Raw genomic sequence first — 22350 nt, forward strand, 5'->3', positions numbered from 1 at the left:
GCGGTCACCTCATGGATCCCCTGCGACTATCCCAGCACCGTCTTAAAGGCGCCGCCCAGCTTCTCTACAAGTTCGTCGATCTGGCTCTCGTTCAGGATAAACGGCGGCGCCAAAAGCACATGATCACCGCGCTGACCATCAATCGTACCCCCCATCGGATAGCATAGCAGACCAGCCTCAAACGCCGCTTTCTTCAGCGCCTTATGCACCCCGCGGGCCGGATCAAATGGCGTCTTGGTCTCGCGATCCTCGACCACCTCCAGCCCACGGAACATGCCCCGCCCGCGAATATCGCCAATATGCGGATGCTGTCCAAGCGCTGCCCGCAGCTTGGCATGCAGCATGTCGCCCAGTTCTGCCGCTCGCACCGTCAGTCCGCCCTCGGTCAGTTTCGTTACCACGGCCAACCCTGCCGCGCAGGCCACCGGATGTCCGATATAGGTATGCCCATGTTGGAAAAAGCCCGATCCGCTTTCGATTGCGTCATGGATGGCGGCCGAGCACAGCGTCGCCGCGATCGGTTGATAACCCGCGCCCAACCCTTTGGCGATAATGACAATATCGGGGCGCACGTCCTCCTGTTCGCAGGCAAACAGCGTGCCTGTCCGCCCCATCCCGCACATCACTTCATCAAGGATCAACAGTATGCCGTATCGATCACAAATCTCGCGGATACGCTTGAAATATCCGGGCACCGCAGGCACTGCGCCCAGCGTGGCGCCGACGACTGGCTCCGCGATAAAACCAATCACCGTCTCCGGGCCAACACGCTGCAACTCGGCTTCTAGTTCATCCGCCACGCGCAAGCCGTAGGCCTCGGCGCTCTCGTCGTCTTGCTGATCGCGGTAGGCGTAACAGGGCGCAATATGGGTGGTGTCGATCATCAGCGGCGCGAAAGGCTCCTTACGCCACGCATTTCCTCCGGTGGCCAATGCCGCCAGCGTGTTGCCGTGATAGCTCTGCCTGCGCGCGATGAAGCGACCGCGTTGCGATTGGCCAATCTCCAGCATGTATTGCCGCGCGAGTTTCAGCGCCGTTTCTACCGCCTCGGATCCGCCCGAAACGAAATAGACCCGATCGAGTCCTTCGGGCGCATGAGCAATCAGCAGGTCAGCCAGTTCCTCGGCCGGTTCTGACGTAAAAAAGGACGTATGCGCATACGCCATGGTACCGACCTGTGCCTGAATGGCGGCGATCACATCCGCATCCGAATGCCCCAGACACGACACCGCCGCCCCGCCGGAGCCATCGAGATAGGCGCGTCCGTCAGTGTCAAAGAGATAAGGCCCCTCACCGCGTGTCGCCAAACGCGGAGGGGATTTGGAATGGCGGGGAAAGACGTGGCTCATGGCGTATCGCAATCCTGAAAAGAGACGAGTCGCGACCTGTCGCGATGGCAAACTGAAACACATGAGTCATATCTTGACAAGATATGAAACAGTTGAAACACTCCATTTCCGACATCTTGGGAGGGGCATCTATTGGATGGCGCGTTTTCGCAGCGGCTGGCGGCTGAATATGATCGGTTGAGTGATCGACTGCGTCAGGCGGGTGACTATGTGGCCGCCAACCCGCTCAACACAGCCACGCGCAGCCTGCGTTCGATCGCAGGCGAGGCTGCATTGCCGCCCGCTACATTCTCGCGGTTGGCCCGGCGTCTGGGATACGCTGATTTCGAGGCGCTGCGCGATGAAATGCGCAGCCGGATTGACCGGCAGATCGACCCACATGGTCACAGCTTTGCCGACCGGGCGCGACGCTTGCAGCAGGACCAATCCACCGGCACGCTTGACTTTCTCGGCGCGCATCGCGACGCTTGTTTGGCAAATGTGCAAACCCTTGCTGTGGGTGTGGATCACGACCTTCTGGAACGGACGGTTGAACGGCTGCATCGGTCGCGGCGTGTGCTGCTGCTGGGCGCATTGGGATCGACGGGGATCGTAGAGCATATGTCGTATATGGCGAATTTCCTGACCGACAACTGGCACATCGCGGGCCGGATGGGGGCGTCAATCGGCAGTGCGCTGACGGGTCTGGGGGTCGACGATTCGCTGGTTATCGTGACCAAGCCACCATTTGCCCGCAAGTCCATCCTCGCCGCTGCTCAGGCTAGGGAACTCGGCGTTTTTGTGGTGGTCATCACCGATAGTCACACGTGCCCCGCATTGGCCCAAGCCGATGCGGGATTTCTGGTGCCCACTGGCAGCCCGCATTTCTTTTCGTCCTATGTGGCGACACTCTTTTTGGTCGAAACGATGATCGGCATGCTCGCCGGGCGCACTGGCACCGAGGCCACGGGCCGCATCGCCGAGGTCGAAACCCGAAACCGCAAGCTGGAAGCAGCTGGCGGATGAAACGAAACCAAAGAACATCAACAAGAAAAGGGAGAAAATGATGTTTTCCAAATTTAAGTTCACGATCGCGGGGGCCGCAATGGCCACGCTGATGGCACCGGCGGCCTATGCCGAAGAGTTCATCACCATCGGCACTGGCGGTGTTACCGGCGTCTATTACCCCACCGGCGGCGCCATCTGCCGTCTGGTCAACAAGGGTCGCAAAGAACATGGCATTCGCTGCTCGGTCGAGATCGACAGGCGGCTCGGTCTACAACATCAAGACCATCCGCGCTGGCGAGCTGGAATTCGGCGTTGCACAATCCGACTGGCAGTACCACGCCTATAACGGCTCGTCGCAATTCGAGGATGATGGCGCATTCGAAGACCTGCGCGCAGTGTTTTCGATCCACCCCGAACCGTTTACCGTCGTGGCGCGCGCCGACAGCGGGATCAAGTCGTTCGATGATCTCAAGGGCAAGCGGGTCAACCTCGGCAACCCCGGTTCCGGCGCACGCGGCACGTTTGAGGTCGTGATGGAGAAAAAGGGCTGGACCAGCGACGATTTCGCCCTCGCCGCGGAACTGAAGCCAGCCGAGCAATCCGCCGCGCTGTGCGACAATCAGGTGGATGCCATCGTCTTTACCGTTGGTCACCCTTCGGGCACCATCCAAGAGGCCACCACTGCGTGTGAATCGGTTCTGGTCAACGTGACCGGTCCCGAAATCGACGCGCTCATCGCGGATAACCCATTCTACCGGACAGCCACCGTTCCGGGCGGCATGTATCGCGGATCGGATGAGGACACCGCGACCTTCGGTGTGGGCGCCACGCTGGTCAGTTCCACCAACGTGAGCGAAGATGCGGTCTATGCCCTCGTCAGCGCGGTCTTTGACAATTTTGACGCGTTCACCGGGCTGCACCCTGCGTTTGCCAATCTCAAGCCCGAGGAAATGGCGACGGCTGGCCTGTCCGCGCCGCTGCATGATGGCGCTGCGAAATATTACCGTGAAAAAGGCTGGATCGAGTAAACTGGCCCGATCCGGCACTCGGCAGGGGCGACAATTGCCGCCCCCGCCAACCACCTAAACGTCTGAATAAGGCGACAAAAAACAGCAGCGCGAGAAAAAATGCGCAGCGGGACAGGGAGACATTGGGATGGTCGATGACAAGCAGGGCAAAGGCCCTCTGAGCGAAGCGGAATTACAGGAGTTAGTGGCATCCTCTGATGCAGGGGGGCGCAACCCGTCCTCTGCGGGCGTCGCAACGATGCTGGCCGTGGTTGCCGTGGTCTGGTCCGTGTTTCAGGTGCTGCTGGCATCGCCGGTATCGAATTACGTTCTACCCGGCGACGTGATCAACAACTCACGCCAAATCCACCTCGCCTTTGCGGTTTTCCTCGCTTTCATGGCCTATCCTGCATTAAAGTCCAGCCCGCGCACCTATGTGCCCATTCAGGACTGGGTCATGGGTATCGTCGGCGCAATCATCGCGCTCTACGGCTACATCGTATATGATAAGATCGTCAGCAATGGTGGCCTTGCCGATGACACCGATAAATGGGTGGCGCTGATCGGCCTGATCCTGCTGTTTGAGGGTGCGCGCCGCGCGCTTGGCCCCGCGATGGCAATCATCGCCACGATCTTTCTTGGCTACGTCTTCTTTGGGGCGTCCCCGTGGGTGCCCGAAGTAATCCGCTGGAAGGGTGCCTCTTTGCAAAAGGCGATGAGCCACATGTGGATCACGTCCGAGGGCGTGTTCGGCATCGCGCTGGGTGTTTCCACCAAGTTCGTGTTCCTCTTTGTCCTTTTTGGCGCATTGCTGGAAAAAGCGGGAGCGGGCAACTATTTCATCAAAATGGCATTCGGCGCGTTAGGCCACCTGCGAGGCGGCCCGGCGAAGGCCGCTGTTGTCGGCTCTGCGGCTACGGGCCTGATCTCTGGCTCGTCCATCGCCAACGTTGTCACCACCGGTACATTCACCATCCCGTTGATGAAACGTGTCGGGTTCAGCTCTGAAAAGGGCGGCGCAGTCGAAGTGGCCAGCTCTGTCAACGGCCAGATCATGCCGCCCGTCATGGGCGCTGCGGCCTTCCTGATGGTCGAATATGTAGGTATTTCCTATGTCGAGGTAATCACCCATGCCTTCCTGCCGGCGGCGATTTCATACATCGCGCTGGTCTATATCGTCCACCTTGAGGCGGTAAAGAACAACATGCCGACACTGGGCAACCGTGTCGTTAGCATGGGTAAGACCATCGGCGGTATGGCGGTCTTTTTTGTCGGCTTTGCCGCGCTCTGCTACGGCGTACAGTATCCGGTGAAATGGGTCGTGAGCATGACCGATAACTCGGGCATCATCCTGTCAGCACTTATCGTTCTGGCTTATGTCGCACTGCTCTGGCTCGCGTCCAAGGGCCCCGATCTGGAACCGGACGATCCCAACGCAGAAGAGGTCGAACTGCCCGTCGTGGGAGAGATCTACAAATCCGGCCTCTACTACCTGCTACCGATCATCGTGCTGGTTTACTTCCTGATGATCGAACAGAAATCACCCGGTCTATCAGCCTTCTGGGCGACCACCTTGCTCTTTGTGATCTTGCTCACACAACGTCCGCTCAAGGCGATGTTCCGCGGCGCGGGCGAGATGGGTGAACATCTGAAGGAAGGTGCGTTTGATTTGTGGCAGGGCCTTATCGACGGGGCGCGCAACATGATCGGTATTGGCCTCGCCACGGCCACGGCGGGCGTGATCGTCGGCACTGTGACACTGACCGGCGTTGGTCAGGTCATGGCCGATCTGGTCGAATTTCTGTCGGGCGGCAACCTGATCCTGATGCTGATCATGGTCGGCCTTCTCAGCCTCATTCTGGGGATGGGCCTGCCGACCACGGCCAACTACATCGTCGTCAGTTCACTGATGGCCGGGGTTGTGGTGGAATTGGGCGCGCAATCGGGACTGATCGTTCCGTTGATCGCGGTACACCTCTTCGTATTCTATTTTGGTATCATGGCGGATGTGACACCTCCTGTGGGACTGGCCAGCTTTGCTGCGGCGGCCGTATCAGGCGGTGACGCGATCAAGACCGGCTTTATCGCCTTTTTCTACAGTCTGCGGACTGTGGCGTTGCCGTTCGTGTTCATCTTCAACACCGACTTGTTGCTGATCGACGTGACATGGACCCAAGGGATACTGGTAGCCATATCGGCAACCATCGCGATCCTTGTCTTTACGGCGGGCACGATGAATTACTTTCTGGTCAAAAACCGCATCTATGAAAGCGTGGCACTGATCCTCGTGGCCTTCCTGTTGTTCCGGCCAGACTATGTGATGGACCGTATCCAACCGCCGTTCAAGATCATCGAACCCACGGCGTTTGAGCAGACATTGGATGCCGCAAAACCCGGCGACGAGGTGCGTGTCATCGTCTCTGGTCCCGACTTCGACACTGGCGAGATGGTGGAAACCGCTCTGTCGATGTCGATCGACGGCGAAGGTACTGGCGCTGAACGGCTCGACACCTTCGGCCTGATGATCATGGAAGAAGACGGTGCAGTGAAACTGGACGAACCGATGTTCGGCACACCCTTTGCCGATAACCTTCAAGGCTTCGACTTTTACGGTGACACGCCTGTGACGCTGGTAACGGTCAAGGCCTCGGCTAACCAGATGCCCAAAGAGCTTATCTTTATCCCGGCGCTTCTGTTGTTGGCACTAATCGCCATGCTGCAACGCGGCCGCATGAGCAAAGAAGGAGAGCCCGCATGACCCAGATAGGGAAACCCGTCCTCTGTGCGATTGACGTCAGCAACAAGGGGCTTGACGACAACGTGCTGAAGGAATCTGTACGCATGGCCGGTATCAACAATGCGCAGCTTGATGTGATCACCGTGCTGCCCGATCTGGGCATGAGCATTGTGGGCAGCTATTTCGACAAGGACCATCACGAAAAGGCGTTGGCGCAGGCGACAAAGCTGATGCGTGATCAGATCGAGGCATCGCTGGGCGCGGAGGCAAACGCGTCCATCCGCCATATCGTCGCCACGGGCAACGCCTACGAAGAGATCCTGAAGGCCGCTACGGCAGCAGAGACAGGTCTGATCGTCATCGGCGCGCACAAGCCCGATCTGCACGATTTCCTGCTTGGCCCTAACGCATCGCGCGTGGTCCGCCATGCCAAATGTTCGGTCTATGTCGTACGCTGAGGCCCGTTATCGAAATCAACCAAGGCCTTTGAAATAGGGCCTTGGAGACTTTTCCAAATAATCTGGGCTGTTTGTGTCCGGCATCAGATACCGGAGCCAACCTTGCGCAATTGCGCGATCATACCCTCAGGCGCACATTCTTCGGGTTCGAACGTGTAAAACTGCGACAGCCGGGATGTATCGACTGAAATGTGCTGAACTGCATCACGCGGAGCAACGGCCCAGTCCCAATTCAGGCCTGCGGCATCGGCCAATGCGCTCATGTCGCTGCCTCCCGGTGCCGCGACGTTCAGAGTTTCGGGCAAGCATTCGGGCCAAGACGCCAGCGTGCTCACAATCCGCGCCAGACTTTCGGGACCGATATAGGGGCGACTCGGCCCCTGCCCGGCGGGAAAGCGGTCGATGCGCAGATCGCCGCCTGCCTCTGCATTGCGCATCAGGGCATCGGCACCGACAACATTTCCAATCCGCAGGCAGCACACATCCATCCCTTGATCGCGGTAGGGCACGCATGCCTGCTCCATTGCCAGCTTTGACGCACCATAGAGCGTCGACGGGTTGCAAGGCGCATCCTCGGTCAGCGGCATATCACTGCTATGATCGTAGACAGCCACTGACGACGCAATCAATACCCGTTCACAGCCCGCCGCTTTGGCCGCCTCCAAACAGGCGACCGCGAGGCCGACATTTGTGGAAAAATCTGCGTCTGGTCCGGGGATCACCCCCGCAAGCATGATCAACGCAGCAGGTGTTCCATCATAGCGCACATAGCGTTCAAACGGTTCGGGCCCGTCCAGCGGTGCCCAATAGAGGACACGATCCGTAGTCGCGACCGTGCCGCTACGCAGTTGTGGAACAAGGCGGATTGCAACGTCCGGATCATCCACCCAAGCACGGCGCACCATACGACCCACGCGCCCGGATGCACCAACCATCAGCCAGTCTGCCCCTGTCAGATCAAGTCCGGGCATAGACGTCCTCGTAACGAATGATATCGTCCTCGCCCAGATAGCTGCCTGTCTGGACCTCGATCAGGACCATCTCCAGCTTACCGGGGTTTTCCATGCGATGTACGGCACCGAGCGGGATATAAACGCTTTCATTTTCTCCAATAAGTTTGATCTCGTCATCCACAGTCACCTTTGCCGTGCCCTGCACAACGATCCAGTGCTCAGAGCGGTGATGGTGGCTTTGCAGACTTAGCGCCGCACCGGGCTTGACCACAATGCGTTTGACCTGAAACCGCTCTCCGACAACCAGACTCTCGAACCACCCCCACGGACGGTGATCGACCGGAAACTCAGTTGCTTGTTTCACGCCGCGCGCCTTTAGCGCGGTTACCGCCTCTTTCACCCGCTGGCTGTCATTGCGTCGGGCAACGATGACGGCATCCGGCATCGCCACGGCAATCATGTCCTCGAGCCCGATTCCGACCAATTCCTGCGCGCCGTCTTCAGAGCGCAGCAAGGTACCGGCACAGCCCAGAGCTGTCGCATTGTCAGACAGCACGTTACCGTCCGCGTCCGGGCCACATTCCGCCCAGACCGCATTCCAATCACCCAGATCGGACCAGCCGTCACCAAAGGGCATGACCGCAAGATTATCGGCATGCTCCATGATCGCATAATCAATCGAGTTATCAGGGACATCTGCCCAGGCAGCAGCATTCAGCCGGGTAAAGCCCAGATCGTCCTGCGCCCCATCGACAGCTGCGCGGACCGGCGCAATCATTTCGCGCGCGTGCATCTCAAAGGCGGCGATCACTGCACGGGCTGACAGCAGGAAAATACCGGCGTTCCACAGATAGCTGCCCGCGGCAAGCATTGCCTCTGCATTGGCCTCGTCTGGTTTTTCCACAAACCGCGCCAACGCTTGCGGCGTTGTGGCAGATGCATCCGCACCTTCGGCTAACTCCAGCCACCCATAGCCGGTTTCGGCCCGCGTCGGGTGAATGCCGAATGTGACCAGATCGCCAGCGGCGGCGCGGGGTGCTGCCGCCAATATGGCCGTGCGAAACGCGGCAGCATCCGGGATCACATGATCCGACGGTGCCACCAGCATCAGCGCATTCGCATCGCGCGACGCCAGCCATAAGGCGGCGGCAAGAACTGCCGGTGCGGTATTGCGACCTTCCGGCTCGATCAGCACGCCTTGGGGCTGTGTTTGTGCCGCTGCCAACTGCTCTAACACGATAAAGCGGAACGGCTCGCCAGTCAGGACCACAGGAGCCGCGAACCCAACACCAGAAAGGCGACGGACCGACGCCTGAAACAGTGTCTCGTCTCCGATCAATGGCGTAAACTGTTTGGGATAGCTCTGCCGTGACAGCGGCCAGAGCCGTGTGCCTGATCCACCACATAGGATCACCGGATGAATAAGGGGCGTGTCAGTCATAGTCAGTCATGTCACGGCTCGGGCCGGATAATTCAAGTCACTTCTCCCTCACGGTGTCGGCATGGCGTTGAAACCATTCATATGTCCCTGAAATACCCTCGTGCAATCCCGTCCGTGCCCGCCACCCCATGTCGGCCAGCCGGCTGACATCCATCAGCTTGCGCGCAGTGCCGTCGGGCTTGGTCGTGTCATAGACGATCTGGCCAGTGAAACCGGTAATCCCCGCCACCATCTGCGCCAGTTCGGCAATCGACACATCGGTGCCAGTACCCACGTTGATATGACTCAGCATCGGGTCGGTGTTAGCGTCATAGCTGGCACGATCCAGATCCATGACAAACAGGCTCGCCTCGGCCATATCGTCCACGTGCAGAAACTCGCGGCGCGGCGTACCGGTGCCCCAAATCACCACCTCGCGCACACCATCGCGGACCGCCTCGTGAAAACGGCGGATCATGGCGGGCAGAACATGACTGTTTTCAGGATGAAAATTATCGCCGGGCCCATAAAGGTTGGTGGGCATAACACTGCGGTAATCAGTGCCATGCTGGCGGTTGTAGCTCTCGCACAGCTTGATGCCCGCGATCTTGGCCACCGCATAGGGCTCGTTCGTCGGCTCCAGCACGCCAGTCAGCAGCGCATCCTCACGCATCGGCTGCGGCACCGCGCGCGGGTAGATGCAGCTAGACCCCAGTTGCAGCAGTCGCGTTACGCCCGCGTCGTACGCCTGATGGATCACATTGCATTCGATCATCAGGTTTTCATATATGAAATCAGCGGGATAGGTGTTGTTGGCGTGAATGCCGCCCACTTTGGCCGCTGCCAGAATAACCGCATCGGGCCGCTCGCTTTGCATGAATGCGCGAACGGCCCCCTGATCGGTCAGATCCAGTTCTGCATGGGTGCGGACGAGAATATCACCCTCGGCCATACCGCGTGCGATCAGTCGTCGGTGGATCGCACCGCCGACCATACCGCGATGCCCTGCCAAGTAGACCCTCATGCCGACGCGCCCATCAATTCTCGGAACTCACTGGCACGTCATACCCATGTTCTTTTAACAATGCATGGCGTCGCGCGGTTCGCAGATCCTCGGCCACCATTTCGGCGCACATTTGCTGCGTCGTGATCTGCGGCTCCCAGCCCAACACCTCGCGCGCCTTGGTCGGATCACCCAACAGCGTCTCGACTTCGGCGGGACGGAAATAGCGCGGGTCGATCCGCACAACCACATCGCCGGGACTGACCGCCGGGGCCATATCCGACGTCACGCGGGTGACAGTGCCGGTTTCCTCCAGCCCCTCGCCCGAAAACGCCAACTCGATCCCCAGCTCTGCCGCTGACATCGCGATGAAATCACGCACCGAATACTGTTTTCCCGTGGCGATTACGAAATCGTCCGCCTTATCCTGTTGCAGCATCATCCACTGCATGCGCACATAGTCCTTGGCATGGCCCCAGTCGCGCAGCGCGTCGATGTTGCCCATGTGCAGACAATCGTCCAGACCCTGCGCGATATTGGCCAACCCGCGGGTAATCTTGCGCGTGACGAAGGTTTCGCCCCGGCGCGGGCTCTCGTGATTGAACAGGATACCGTTGCAGGCGTACATGCCGTAGGCTTCTCGGTAGTTGACGGTAATCCAGTAGGAATAGAGCTTGGCCACCGCATAGGGCGAACGTGGATAAAACGGCGTCGTCTCGGATTGCGGGGTTTCCTGCACGAGACCGTACAACTCGGACGTCGAGGCCTGATAAAACCGACAGGTTTTTTCCATCCCCAGAAAGCGGATCGCCTCCAGCAGGCGCAGCGTGCCCATCCCGTCCACATCGGCCGTGTATTCCGGCGATTCAAAGCTGACAGCCACATGGCTCTGGGCGCCAAGGTTATAAACCTCGTCCGGCTTGATCTCTGAGATAAGCCGCGTCAGGTTCGATGTGTCCGTCAAATCACCGTAATGCAGCTTTAGCTGTGGGTTCGGTTCGTGCGGGTCCTGATAGATATGGTCGATCCGCTGGGTGTTGAACGACGATGCCCGCCGTTTAATCCCGTGCACCTCGTAACCTTTTTCAAGCAGCAACTCAGCCAGATAAGAGCCATCCTGCCCGGTAATCCCCGTGATGAGGGCACGTTTCATTTCGCGTTCTCCAGCCACCTTTTGTCCGGGTGGCATAGCCGCACGCCCCGGGAGTCAATGACGATACCTAAACGCTCAGTGTTTCCGGGGCAACTGCAAGCGCGGTCGATTGTCCTCCCACAGCGTATGACGCTTAGATTTCAGGGTGCTGAGTACGACCCCGGCCAACCGATATTCTGTTTATTTTTCATCGCTCAATCATGCATCACCAGAGGACAGGTCCGCCGCCGCGCCTGAGCGAATCGAACGCCAGTAAAGCAACCTCGATTGTCACAATTTCGGAAACGTTGACCACATGCGTGTCAGCACAGCCATGGTGCCACGGCACGGTTGCGGGATTTTTCGCTCGTTTCCCATGATGCTCGCGTCGAAGCTCTGGCCAAGATCGGATCACAGTGTCACGTTAACCACAGTCTGCTTCGGCACATCCGTCGAAATCTGGAGGGAATCCCAATGACTATGACCTGCACCGCTACCCAATTGATCGACGACGCCCGTGTGCGTGTCACGCGCTTTGATTTTGCCCCCGGTCAGCAAACCGGATGGCATACCCACGGATTTGATTACGTCATCACGGCTGTCACCGATTGCCACATGCGGCTGGAACTGCCCGGCGGCGAGGTCAACGAGGTGACTGTGCCGGCGGGCGCAGCCTACAGACGTCAAGAAGGGGTGGAGCACAATGTCATCAATGGCGGCGATGCCACGATGTCATTTGTCGAAGTCGAGTTGAAGTGAGGGAACCTAATTCTCGATCTATGCGCGCGACCTTTCGCTGATCCGTTCCGGCTGGGCGGGTCATGTCCCAGCAGCAGTCGGCGAAACACACCCAAGACAACTACATCCACATCAAGCGCATAACATTCTTTTTGAGAACCATTCTCATCCCTCTTGACAGTTGCGAATGATTGTCATTTACAGAACGTAATATGCCCACCCCGTCACCGCCCCCTCGCTTACGGAGACACCATGCCCGACATTCGACTGCCTCGCCTCGCTACATCACTGGTCCTTGTTCTGGCCTTGTTTGCCACCAGCGCCCCGGCGGACAAGCTCAAGGTCGTGACCACCTTCACCGTTCTGGCCGATATGGCGCAGAACGTCGCGGGAGACGCGGCAGAGGTGGTGTCCATCACCAAGCCCGGTGCGGAAATCCACGGCTATGAACCCACGCCACGCGACATCGTACGTGCCTCGGACGCCGATCTTATCCTTTGGAACGGCATGAATCTGGAGCTCTGGTTCGAACAGTTCCTAGGTCATTTAGAGGGCATCCCGTCGGCGACGCTGACCGATGGGATTGATCCCATCTCGATCGCGTCGGGCGCATATGAGGGCAAACCAAACCCGCACGCATGGATGGGGTTGGGCACGGCACTGATCTACATCGACAATATCACCGCTGCCCTATCCCTGCATGATCCTGACAACGCCGCCACCTACGCTGCCAACGCCGCATCCTACAAGGACGCGCTGCGTGAGGCGATGGAGCCGTTGCAGGCAAAAATCACCGCGATTCCTCAGGCGCAACGCTGGCTCGTGACCTGCGAGGGCGCATTCAGCTATCTGGCCCGCGACTTTGGCATGCAGGAATTGTACCTCTGGCCGATGAACGCCGACCGGGTCGGCACCCCACAGCAGGTCCGCGCCGTGATCGACGGGGTTCGCGAGCATGATATTCCTGTGGTTTTCTGCGAAAGCACCGTGCGCTCTGCCCCGGCCGAACAGGTCGCGCGTGAAACCGGCGCACGTTTCGGCGGTGTCCTCTATGTGGACAGTCTGAGTACGGCGGATGGGCCCGTGCCGACCTATCTCGATCTGTTGCGCGTCACCTCGCAGACCGTCGCAGATGGGCTGAGCGGGGCCACAGAATGACCAACCGAGAAGGTCGCGCCCCGGACATGCCGAAACCGGCCCAAGACCATACCACCACGGCAGATGAAACCATCACCGATCCGGGCCTCTCGGCGCAGGGCGTGACTGTGACCTATCGCAACGGGATGACCGCGCTTTGGGACGCAAGCTTTGAAATCCCGCGCGGCACGGTCACGGCACTGGTGGGCGTGAACGGCGCGGGGAAATCCACGCTATTCAAGGCTATTATGGGGTTTGTTCCCGCGGCCAAAGGTGAAATCCGTCTATTGGGCCGCACCGTCAAACAGGCCCTGCGCGAGAATCTGGTGGCCTATGTGCCCCAATCCGAGGAGGTCGACTGGGCCTTTCCTGTCCTCGTCGAGGATGTGGTGATGATGGGACGCTACGGCCATATGGGATTCCTGCGCCGCCCTTCTCAGGCAGATCGCGATGCGGTGGACACAGCCCTGTCGCGTGTAAATATGCAGGCCTACCGCCATCGCCAGATTGGCGAGTTATCGGGCGGTCAGCGCAAGCGTGTCTTTCTAGCGCGAGCGCTGGCACAGGACGGGCAGATCATCCTTCTGGATGAACCTTTTACCGGCGTCGACGTCAAGACCGAGGATCAGATTGTCGCCCTTCTGCGCGAGATGCGGGACGAGGGCCGGGTCATGCTGGTTTCGACCCATAACCTTGGCTCGGTGCCCGAGTTTTGCGACCGTACCGTTCTGGTCAAAGGCACGGTGTTGACCTATGGCCCGACCGAAACCGTGTTCACGCATAAGAACCTAGAGGCGGCGTTTGGCGGCGTGCTGCGCCACTTCACGCTCGGTGGCGACCAATTGCACGATGACGAGGACGCGCGCAGTGTCACGATCCTGACAGATGATGAGCGCCCCTTCGTACAATATGGCGACGTGACCCACACCAAAGAGCCGGGCGCATGATGCAAACCCTGCTGGAGCCGTTCGCCTATAGCTATATGACCAATGCGATGTGGGTCTCTGCACTTGTTGGCGGGGTCTGCGCGTTCCTGTCGGCCTATCTGATGCTCAAGGGCTGGTCGCTGATCGGTGACGCGCTGAGCCACTCGGTCGTGCCAGGTGTCGCCGGGGCCTATATCCTTGGCCTGCCCTTTGCATTGGGAGCGTTTGTGGCGGGCGGCCTGGCAGCGGGCGCAATGCTGTTTCTGTCGGAACGCTCGGGGCTAAAGGTCGACGTCATTATCGGGCTGATCTTTACATCGTTCTTCGGGCTGGGCCTGTTCATGATCTCACTCAATCCGATGTCGGTCAGCATCCAGACCATCACCATGGGTAATATTCTGGCGATCACGCCAGAGGATACATTGCAACTGGTGATCATCGGCGTGGTGTCTCTGATCGTCCTGCTGGCGAAATGGAAGGACCTGATGGTCACATTTTTCGACGAGAGCCATGCGCGTTCCATCGGGTTGCGGCCCGGTCTGCTGAAGGCGGTATTTTTCATGCTGTTGTCTGCCTCGGTTGTAGCGGCAATGCAGACTGTTGGTGCGTTTCTGGTGATCGCCATGGTTGTGACGCCGGGGGCGACGGCCTATCTGCTATGCGACCGTTTCCCGCGCCTGATCGCCACATCCGTCGCCATCGGCGCAGTCAGCAGTTTTGTTGGCGCTTACATCAGCTATTTTCTCGACGGGGCGACGGGTGGGATCATTGTGACCCTTCAGACCTGCGTTTTCCTGCTGGCTTTCTTCTTTGCACCAAAGCACGGACTGCTTGCCGCGCGACGCCGGGCAATGCAGGCGCTTGTGGATGGGCGCCCGATGAGCGGAGAGGGCCACGCGTGATGGATATCGAAACGCTTTTGATGCCGTTCCGCTTTGGTTTCATGCTGAACGCCTTCTACATCTCAATGCTGGTGGCCGTCCCCACGGCGCTGTTGTCGTGTTTTCTGGTACTCAAGGGCTGGGCATTGATGGGCGATGCGATCAGCCATGCGGTGCTTCCCGGTATCGTGCTGGCCTATATCGTGGGCATCCCGCTGATTTTCGGTGCCTTTGCCGCCGGAATGATCTGCGCGCTCGCGACCGGGTATCTGGCGGGCAATAGTCGGGTCAAGGAAGACACGGTGATGGGTGTCGTGTTCTCCGGCATGTTCGGGATCGGGCTGGTTCTGTATGTGTCAGTCGAGACGAACGCGCATCTCGATCACATCCTCTTTGGCAACATGCTAGGCGTAGAACCGCATGAACTATGGACAGCCGGCGCGATTGCTCTACTGGTCTCTGGCGCGCTGGTGCTGAAGTGGAAGGACCTGCTGCTGCACAGTTTTGACCCTGCACAGGCGCGTGCGGCAGGTCTGCCGGTGAATGTGTTGCATTACGGGTTGTTGGCTGCCCTCTCTCTGACCATCGTGGCCACATTGTCGGCGGCGGGGCTGATCCTTGCCATCGGGCTGCTGATCGCACCGGGGGCAATCGCCTTTCTGCTGGTTCGACGTTTCGGCGCAATGTTGGTGGTGGCTGTGGCAGTCTGCCTTTTCTCGATGCTGGCCGGCACCTACGCGAGCTTTTTCATCGACAGCGCCCCAGCACCAACCATTGTGCTGATCCTCACCGCGCTTTTCGTCGCGGCCTTCCTGCGCCGGGTCTGGCTGACACGACAAGCCGAGCGGCGTCAGGTTTAGCGCCACGACCTGTTTTTGGCCAGAGGAACACTCACCCGCGGGGGTTAGGGCTCACAACACTCGCGACGATAGGGTTGCAACACGTCTGCCGTGGCTTGATCCTTTCACCTTGCAACGGCGTATTGGTGTGGGCATCGTCTTTGCCGACCTAACGCTGATAACTGGACCGCCCGCCAACACCTACGGCAATCAGGGGAGATACCATGACCGTTACGCCGCTCGGGATTGATCCCGCAACCGTTTTCATCGGTGGCACCTGGTGCGCCACCTTGTCGGGCGAAACGCTCGATCTGAGCAACCCGTCCGATGGCAGTATCCTGTGCCAAATCGCACGCGGGAACGCCGACGATGTCGATCGCGCAGTTGCCGCCGCGGAGGGCGCCATGCAGGGCGATTGGGGTCGCATGCCCGCATTTGAACGGGGGCGCATTCTGGCCCGGATCGGCGCACTGGTGGTGGAGAATGCCGAAGAACTGGCAACACTGGAGGCGCTCGACGTGGGCAAACCGCTGACACAAGCGCGCGCCGATGTAACCGCACTTGCCCGCTATATGGAGTTCTACGCAGGTGCCGCAGACAAGGTGCACGGCGCCACGATCCCCTATCTCGATGGCTACACCGTTTATACACTGCGCCAACCGCACGGAGTCACCGGCCATATCGTACCGTGGAACTACCCCATGCAGATCATCGGTCGATCTGTCGGGGCTGCACTGGCAATGGGCAACGCCGCTGTGCTGAAACCCGCAGAAGAGGCGTGCCTGACCGCGCTGGCCTTTGCCGAGCTTGGTCGTCGGGCTGGCCTGCCGGATGGCGCGCTGAATGTTGTGACTGGGCTCGGAGCCGAGGCCGGTGCCGCGCTGGCGTCGCATCCCGGCGTGCATCACATCTCGTTCACGGGGTCGGTCAGCGTGGGCAAACTGATCCAGCAGGCGGCCGGTCAGAATGTCGTGCCTGTCACGTTGGAACTGGGCGGCAAATCCCCGCAACTGGTGTTTGACGATGCCGACCTTGATGCGGCGCTGCCCTTTCTGGTGAATGCCGGCATCCAGAACGCGGGCCAGACCTGTTCGGCCTCATCGCGCATTCTGGTGCAGCGCGGGGTCTATGATCGCGTTGTCGCGGCCATGGCTGAACGCTACGGCACTTTGCGCGCGGGACCGGCGCTCAGCGATCTGAATGTTGGGCCTCTCGTCTCGATCCGGCAACAGCAGATCGTAACCGAGTTTCTGGAACAGGGCCGCGACCTGACCATTGCAGCACGCGGCCAGATCATTCCGGACGCCCCGGAGGGCGGCGCCTATGTCGCCCCCACGCTCTTTGCCGATGTCCCCCCAGATCATCCTTTGGCGCAGGACGAGATCTTCGGCCCCGTACAGGTGATCATCCCGTTCAAGGACGAGGCAGAGGCACTGGCGATTGCCAATGGCACTAACTATGGCCTCGTCGCGTCAGTCTGGAGCAGCGATGGCGCACGGCAGATGCGGCTTGCCAAGGCATTGCGCGCAGGGCAGGTTTTCCTCAACAACTACGGTGCCGGAGGCGGTGTGGAGTTGCCCTTTGGCGGATTGGGGCTGTCCGGGCATGGGCGTGAAAAGGGATTCGAGGCGCTTTACGGATTTTCCACGCTCAAGACCGTCGCAGCCCTGCATGGATAAGGAAAACGGATGAGGTTAAGCGGAAAAACAGCCATAGTCACCGGCGGGGCATCGGGCTTTGGCGCGGGCATCGTGCGCAAGTTCATCGCCGAAGGCGCACGGGTGATGATAGCTGATCTAAATCTGGACATGGCCGAAAGTCTGGCCCGCGACTTGGGCACACAGGCGCAGGTGATCCGCGCTGATGTATCCGACCGGGTCAGCGTACAGGCGCTGGCACAGGCCACAGTTGATACGTTGGGCCGGATCGACATTCTGGTGAACAATGCCGGCACCACCCATCTGCCGACCCCTCTGGAGGATGTGAGCGACGATGACTTCGACAGGGTGTTCGCGGTCAACTGCAAATCCGTCTACCTGACCGCACGCTGCATCGTGCCACTGATGAAGGCACAACACGGCGGTGCGATCCTGAATGTCGCCTCGACCGCAGGTGTCAGTCCCCGCCCACGGCTAAACTGGTACAACGCCTCAAAAGGGTGGATGATCACCGCGACCAAGGCAATGGCGGTCGAACTGGCACCAGCTGGGGTGCGTGTAAACGCGATTAACCCGGTCGCGGGCGAGACCCCGCTGCTGAAGAGTTTTTTGGGCGAGGATACCCCCGAAATGCGGGCGAAATTTCTGTCAACGATCCCGATGGGGCGGTTCTCGACCCCGGACGACATGGGCAATGCCGCCGCGTTCCTATGCTCGGACGAGGCCAGCATGATAACCGGCGTCTGTATGGAGGTCGATGGCGGGCGTTGCATCTGATGCGTCGGAGCCGCCCGTCGTCTAGTCGCACATTGCGCGCATAAGGCGTGGCTTCTCTCCCGGACCATCCAAGGCGTGTGCCAGATCCGACATCGCATCCAGCGAATGGCACGCGTGGAAGCTGCCGACATGGGGCAGGATTGCACGAATACCTGCCGCCTTTGGCGCGAACCCATCCCAGCGCAGCAGCGGGTTGAGCCAGATCAGCTTGCGACACGAGCGGGCCAACCGCTCTACCTGCGTTTCCAACAGCGCGGTGTCGCCACGTTCCAGCCCGTCCGTGATCAACAGCACCGCCGCCCCCTGCCCCAATACCCGGCGTGACCAATCGCGATTAAATTGCAGAAAGGCCTCACCAATGCGGGTGCCACCCTGCCAATCAGGTGCATCCTGCCCCGCCGCCTGCAACGCCAGATCAACGTCGCGCAGGTGCAGCGCGCGGGTCACATTCGTCAGTTGCGTGCCAAAGGTGAAGCCATGCACATGCCCCCATCCGGGGTTCGGTGCCCAGGTCAGCGCATGGAGAAAATGCATCATCATGCGCGAATAAACCGACATTGATCCCGAAATATCGCAAAGCGCCACCAAATCCGGCGGACGTTTGCGCGGCTGTTTGAAGGACATCGTATGCATTTCGCCGCCCCGACGCATGGCGCGGCGCAACATCCGCCGCGTGTCCGGGATGCGCCCATATCCGCTTGGGGTGCAGCGACGGGTCAGCATCGGATCGACCGGCAGCCGAAGCGTGCGCATCATCCGTGACGCCTGCCGGATTTCGGCTGCGCTCATCTGCTCAAAATCCAGTTGGCGGAACTTTTCGTCCTCCGACCAGCTGAATGAGGCGTCAACCTCGACCTCTTCTCGGTCAGGCGCTTGTGGCTGACGCGCCTGCGCTTCGCTCAATGCCTCGGCGGCACGACGCTCTGCGGGTTTCGGCCGCGCCTCATCCTCGCCGCCCATCGCCTGCACCAATGGCAGCATCATCTTCATCATCCGTTCCAGATAATCCGGATCGCGCCAGAAGAAGGCAAAGACCTGATGATACGTCTCCAGATGTTCGGGCCGCGTAACCAAGCAGGCGCGCAACGTGTGATAAAAATCCTGCCGCTTGGTGAACCCGGCGCGTTCAACCGCCTCTACTGCGACGTGCACCTGTGCCGTGCCGACATTGACACCCGCCTTTCGCAATGCGCGGGCGAAATGCACGATGTTCTGCGCCAGCCGTCCGTCCGTCTCTGGTAGAGTCGCGGTCATTTCAGGACGCTTTGGCCAGATCCGCGCGCGCGCTATCCAGAATGCGCGACGCTTCGGAACCGGCGATTTTCGCAATGTCATCCTGATATTTCAACACCGCACCCAGCGTATCCGATACCATCTCGGGTGACAACGCCACAGCGTCGAGCGCAACGAGACATCGCGCCCAGTCCACCATTTCGGCTACGCCGGGATTCTTGAACAGATCCTCGCCGCGCAGTCGCTGGATGAAGGCCACGATTTCGGCCGACAGTACTGCCGCGCATTCGGGCACGCGTGCCATCAGGATTTCCAGTTCACGCGCATAGTCGGGATAGTCCACCCAATGATAGAGGCACCTGCGTTTCAGGGCATCGTGCACCTCTCGTGTGCGGTTCGAGGTCAGGATGACGATAGGCGGCTCGGCGGCCTTGATCGTGCCCAACTCGGGAATCGTAACCTGAAAATCCGACAGCGCCTCCAGCAGAAAGGCTTCGAATGGCGCATCGGTGCGGTCCACCTCGTCGATCAGCAGGACCGGCGGGCCGCCTTCGTGCTGCTCCATCGCCTCAAGCAGCGGACGCCGGATCAGGTAATCATCTGAGAACAGTTCGGACTGTAGCGCGCCACGGTCCGCGCTGCCTGTCGCCTCGGCCGTGCGAATTGCGACCATCTGCGCGGCAAAGTTCCATTCATAGATCGCCGATGCCGCATCCAGTCCCTCGTAGCATTGCAACCGAATCAACCGCCGACCCAGTGCTGTTGCGATCGCCTTGGCAATCTCGGTCTTGCCAACACCGGCCTCACCTTCGAGAAAAAGCGGCTTGCCGAGGCTAAGTGCGAGAAACGCCACCGTGCCCAGATCCCGCCCGCAGACATAGTTCTGCGCCGCCAGTAAGCCAAGCGTTTCATCAATACTTTGGGGACGATCAGACATTTGGGAACTGCAACCTCAGAATAGCTCAATGATGTTGACCCTATCACAGCCCTGTGGCGCGGCCACATTGAAAAACCGCTTTGCGCCAGCGGCGCTCCGTGCTCAGACTTGACCATCACCCCAGACCCGGAGTCGCACATCATGGACGCATCCAATCCGCACACTGATCCACTGCTGCAACCATTCCAGATTGGTCATCTGAATTTGCGTAATCGGATCATGAGCACCAGCCACGCCATTGGATTCGGCGAAGACGGCATGCCGGCGGAACGTTACCAGCTCTACCACGAGGAAAAGGCCAAGGGGGGTATTGGCCTGACGATGTTCGGCGGCTCGACCAACGTGTCGCGCGACAGCGCCAACACCTTTGCTCAGCTCAACGCGCGCGACGATGGGGTGATCCCCTATTTCCGCGAATTTGCCGACCGTGTGCGTCGGCATGGAAGCGCGATCATGTGTCAGTTGACCCATCTTGGCGGGCGCAGCGTCTGGCGTGGCGATAACTGGCTACCGACCGTATCGCCGTCTCGGTTTCGCGAACCACTACACCGAGGATTTACCAAGGAAATGGACCGCGCGGACATCGCGCGCGTGATTGAGGATTTCGGTCAGGCCGCGCGCCGCTGCTACGAGGGCGGGTTAGACGGCTGCGAACTGCATATCACTGGGCACCTCATCGGCCAGTTCTGGTCGCCGGGCATCAATCGGCGCACTGACGACTTCGGCGGCAACATCCAGAACCGTGCACGGTTCGGCCTCATGGCACTGGAGGAAATCCGCCGCCACGTGGGTGAACGGTTTCTTGTCGGTATCCGCATGGTGGTGGGCGAAGGCGACAATGGCGACATGAGCGATGATGAATATGTCGAGATGGCGCGCATCTATGAGCAATCCGGCCTGATCGACTTTTTCAACTTTGGCTATGGGCGTATCGACACCGAAGTGGGGCTGGCGCGGTACATGCCCGGTATGGCGCTGGGGCTGGCCCCACAGCTGCGCCCGGTGGCGGCGTTCCGACAGCATGTCGGCCTGCCGGTTTTTCACGCGGCACGTATCAATGACATGGCCACGGCGCGACATGCGGTCAGCGAAGGACATGTGGACCTCGTGGGCATGACCCGCGCGCATATCGCGGACCCGCATATCGCCCGCAAACTGGGCGATGGGGTCGAAGAGCAAATTCGTCCTTGCGTCGGTGCCACCTATTGTTCGTGGCACGGCAGTTGCATTCACAATCCGGCCATCGGTCGCGAGGCCACGATTCCCCACCGCATCGAGCCAAGTGCGCAGCCTCGCCGCGTCACCGTTGTGGGTGCCGGCCCGGGCGGCCTAGAAGCGGCGCGGATATGCGCCGAGCGCGGCCATATCGTGACACTGTTGGAGGCTGCGCCAAAGGCTGGCGGACAGATTCTGACAGCTGCGATGATGGACCAGCGGCGCGATCTGAAGGGCATCATCGACTGGCGCGTGTCCGAGCTGGAACGACTGAGCGCCACCATCCGCTACAACTGCTACGCTGACGAGGACACGATCAGCCAGACAACACCGGACACCGTGATCATCGCCACTGGCGGCGTCCCCGACGCGTTAGAGGACATCCCCGGTGCAGAATTGGGCACTCCGCTGTGGGAGGCCTTGGAAACGCCAACACCGTTGGAAGGCGAAACAGTGTTCTATGACGGAACCGGAACCGTCGCAGGGATTTCAGGCGCGCACACTTTGGCCGCACGGAGCGATGGCCGCATGACCTACGCCACCCCCGACAGCACTGCCGGTGCCGAAATGAGCCCGATCGAACGCCCGCTCTCGATGCGCGCGCTCTATCAGGCCAAGGTCACGCTGCGGCCTGATCTCAAGCTGCGCAGGATAGAACGCAACGACAACCGCCTGCGGCTAACGATGGAAAACACCTATTCGGGTGACGTCCAGATGCTCGAATGCGACCAGCTTGTTTACGAACATGGCACGCTGCCTGTTGATGAGCTTTATCACACACTTGCGCCCCGTGCCCGCAACGGAGGTGTGATCGATCAAGTCGCGATGATCAACACCCAGCCGCAACCGGTCAGTGATGCAGACGGCTATGATCTGTACCGTATTGGCGACGCCGTTTCATCGCGTGACATACACGCGGCAATCCTTGATGCAGCGCGCCTCTGTTCGCGGCTTTAGCGCCTA

18 protein-coding genes and 1 pseudogene are annotated in these 22350 nt (G+C 59.8%); 12 read left to right on the forward strand and 7 right to left on the reverse strand.

Features of this window, described 5'->3' with window-relative positions:
• Positions 1-26 precede the first annotated feature (26 nt).
• On the reverse strand, positions 27-1349 hold the full coding sequence (locus tag N7U68_RS06335) for an aspartate aminotransferase family protein (protein WP_263048597.1): 1323 nt from the start codon (positions 1347-1349) through the stop codon (positions 27-29).
• Between the two features lie 132 nt (positions 1350-1481).
• Between N7U68_RS06335 and N7U68_RS06340 the strand changes: the two genes are divergently transcribed.
• From N7U68_RS06340 to N7U68_RS06355, 4 genes and pseudogenes are all read left to right on the forward strand, one after another.
• Positions 1482-2354, forward strand: coding sequence for a MurR/RpiR family transcriptional regulator (locus N7U68_RS06340; protein ID WP_263048598.1), 873 nt, complete (start codon positions 1482-1484; stop codon positions 2352-2354).
• Between the two features lie 40 nt (positions 2355-2394).
• Positions 2395-3364: pseudogene (locus N7U68_RS06345) on the forward strand (TAXI family TRAP transporter solute-binding subunit).
• Positions 3365-3491: 127 nt separating this feature from the next.
• On the forward strand, positions 3492-6101 hold the full coding sequence (locus tag N7U68_RS06350) for a TRAP transporter permease (protein WP_263048599.1): 2610 nt from the start codon (positions 3492-3494) through the stop codon (positions 6099-6101).
• The gene (locus tag N7U68_RS06355; RefSeq protein ID WP_308446170.1) at positions 6098-6538 is read left to right on the forward strand and encodes a universal stress protein; all 441 of its coding nucleotides are present in this window, start codon (positions 6098-6100) and stop codon (positions 6536-6538) included. The genes N7U68_RS06350 and N7U68_RS06355 overlap by 4 nt, the downstream gene beginning before the upstream one ends.
• 83 nt (positions 6539-6621) lie before the next feature.
• Here N7U68_RS06355 and N7U68_RS06360 read toward each other — a convergent pair whose 3' ends face one another.
• From N7U68_RS06360 to gmd, 4 genes are read right to left on the reverse strand one after another with little or no spacing between them, the layout of a single operon-like run.
• Entirely contained in the window at positions 6622-7509 is an 888-nt protein-coding gene (locus tag N7U68_RS06360; protein WP_165197200.1) for an NAD-dependent epimerase/dehydratase family protein, read from the reverse strand.
• Entirely contained in the window at positions 7496-8932 is a 1437-nt protein-coding gene (locus N7U68_RS06365) for a mannose-1-phosphate guanylyltransferase/mannose-6-phosphate isomerase (RefSeq protein WP_263048600.1), read from the reverse strand. Before N7U68_RS06365 ends, N7U68_RS06360 begins: the two co-directional genes overlap by 14 nt.
• 37 nt (positions 8933-8969) lie before the next feature.
• Positions 8970-9935 (reverse strand): GDP-L-fucose synthase, encoded by a 966-nt coding sequence (gene fcl / locus N7U68_RS06370; RefSeq protein ID WP_263048601.1) that lies wholly within the window; start codon positions 9933-9935, stop codon positions 8970-8972.
• A 13-nt stretch (positions 9936-9948) separates the two neighbouring features.
• Positions 9949-11067 (reverse strand): GDP-mannose 4,6-dehydratase, encoded by a 1119-nt coding sequence (gene gmd, locus N7U68_RS06375; RefSeq protein ID WP_165197194.1) that lies wholly within the window; start codon positions 11065-11067, stop codon positions 9949-9951.
• 453 nt (positions 11068-11520) lie between these two features.
• Here gmd and N7U68_RS06380 point away from each other — a divergent pair, with 453 nt between their 5' ends.
• The 7 genes from N7U68_RS06380 (at position 11521) to N7U68_RS06410 (ending at position 18002) form a co-directional block, all read left to right on the forward strand.
• Entirely contained in the window at positions 11521-11805 is a 285-nt protein-coding gene (locus N7U68_RS06380) for a cupin domain-containing protein (RefSeq protein WP_263048602.1), read from the forward strand.
• A gap of 240 nt (positions 11806-12045) precedes the next feature.
• A complete protein-coding gene (locus N7U68_RS06385; protein WP_373322995.1) occupies positions 12046-12942 on the forward strand; it encodes a metal ABC transporter substrate-binding protein in 897 nt (298 codons plus the stop codon).
• Positions 12939-13868 carry a manganese/iron ABC transporter ATP-binding protein gene (locus N7U68_RS06390; RefSeq protein WP_373322965.1) on the forward strand — a complete coding sequence of 310 codons (930 nt, stop codon included), beginning with the start codon at positions 12939-12941 and terminating at the stop codon, positions 13866-13868. Before N7U68_RS06385 ends, N7U68_RS06390 begins: the two co-directional genes overlap by 4 nt.
• The gene (locus N7U68_RS06395; protein WP_263049119.1) at positions 13868-14749 is read left to right on the forward strand and encodes a metal ABC transporter permease; all 882 of its coding nucleotides are present in this window, start codon (positions 13868-13870) and stop codon (positions 14747-14749) included. Before N7U68_RS06390 ends, N7U68_RS06395 begins: the two co-directional genes overlap by 1 nt.
• Positions 14749-15588 carry a metal ABC transporter permease gene (locus N7U68_RS06400; protein WP_165198042.1) on the forward strand — a complete coding sequence of 280 codons (840 nt, stop codon included), beginning with the start codon at positions 14749-14751 and terminating at the stop codon, positions 15586-15588. The genes N7U68_RS06395 and N7U68_RS06400 overlap by 1 nt, the downstream gene beginning before the upstream one ends.
• A 203-nt stretch (positions 15589-15791) precedes the next feature.
• Positions 15792-17246 carry an aldehyde dehydrogenase family protein gene (locus N7U68_RS06405; protein WP_263048604.1) on the forward strand — a complete coding sequence of 485 codons (1455 nt, stop codon included), beginning with the start codon at positions 15792-15794 and terminating at the stop codon, positions 17244-17246.
• 9 nt (positions 17247-17255) lie between these two features.
• Complete coding sequence (locus N7U68_RS06410; RefSeq protein ID WP_263048605.1) at positions 17256-18002, forward strand: SDR family oxidoreductase; 747 nt, start codon at positions 17256-17258, stop codon at positions 18000-18002.
• A 21-nt stretch (positions 18003-18023) separates the two neighbouring features.
• On the opposite strand, the gene N7U68_RS06415 is transcribed toward N7U68_RS06410, so the two are convergent.
• Together N7U68_RS06415 and N7U68_RS06420 are read right to left on the reverse strand one after the other, a co-directional pair.
• Positions 18024-19256, reverse strand: coding sequence for a vWA domain-containing protein (locus N7U68_RS06415; protein WP_263048606.1), 1233 nt, complete (start codon positions 19254-19256; stop codon positions 18024-18026).
• A gap of 1 nt (position 19257) precedes the next feature.
• Positions 19258-20172, reverse strand: a complete 915-nt coding sequence (locus tag N7U68_RS06420) for an AAA family ATPase (protein WP_165197180.1) — start codon at positions 20170-20172, stop codon at positions 19258-19260.
• Between the two features lie 141 nt (positions 20173-20313).
• Between N7U68_RS06420 and N7U68_RS06425 the strand changes: the two genes are divergently transcribed.
• Positions 20314-22344, forward strand: coding sequence for an oxidoreductase (locus N7U68_RS06425; protein ID WP_263048607.1), 2031 nt, complete (start codon positions 20314-20316; stop codon positions 22342-22344).
• Positions 22345-22350: the final 6 nt, after the last annotated feature.

Source organism: Roseovarius pelagicus, assembly GCF_025639885.1.
Lineage (GTDB): Bacteria > Pseudomonadota > Alphaproteobacteria > Rhodobacterales > Rhodobacteraceae > Roseovarius > Roseovarius pelagicus.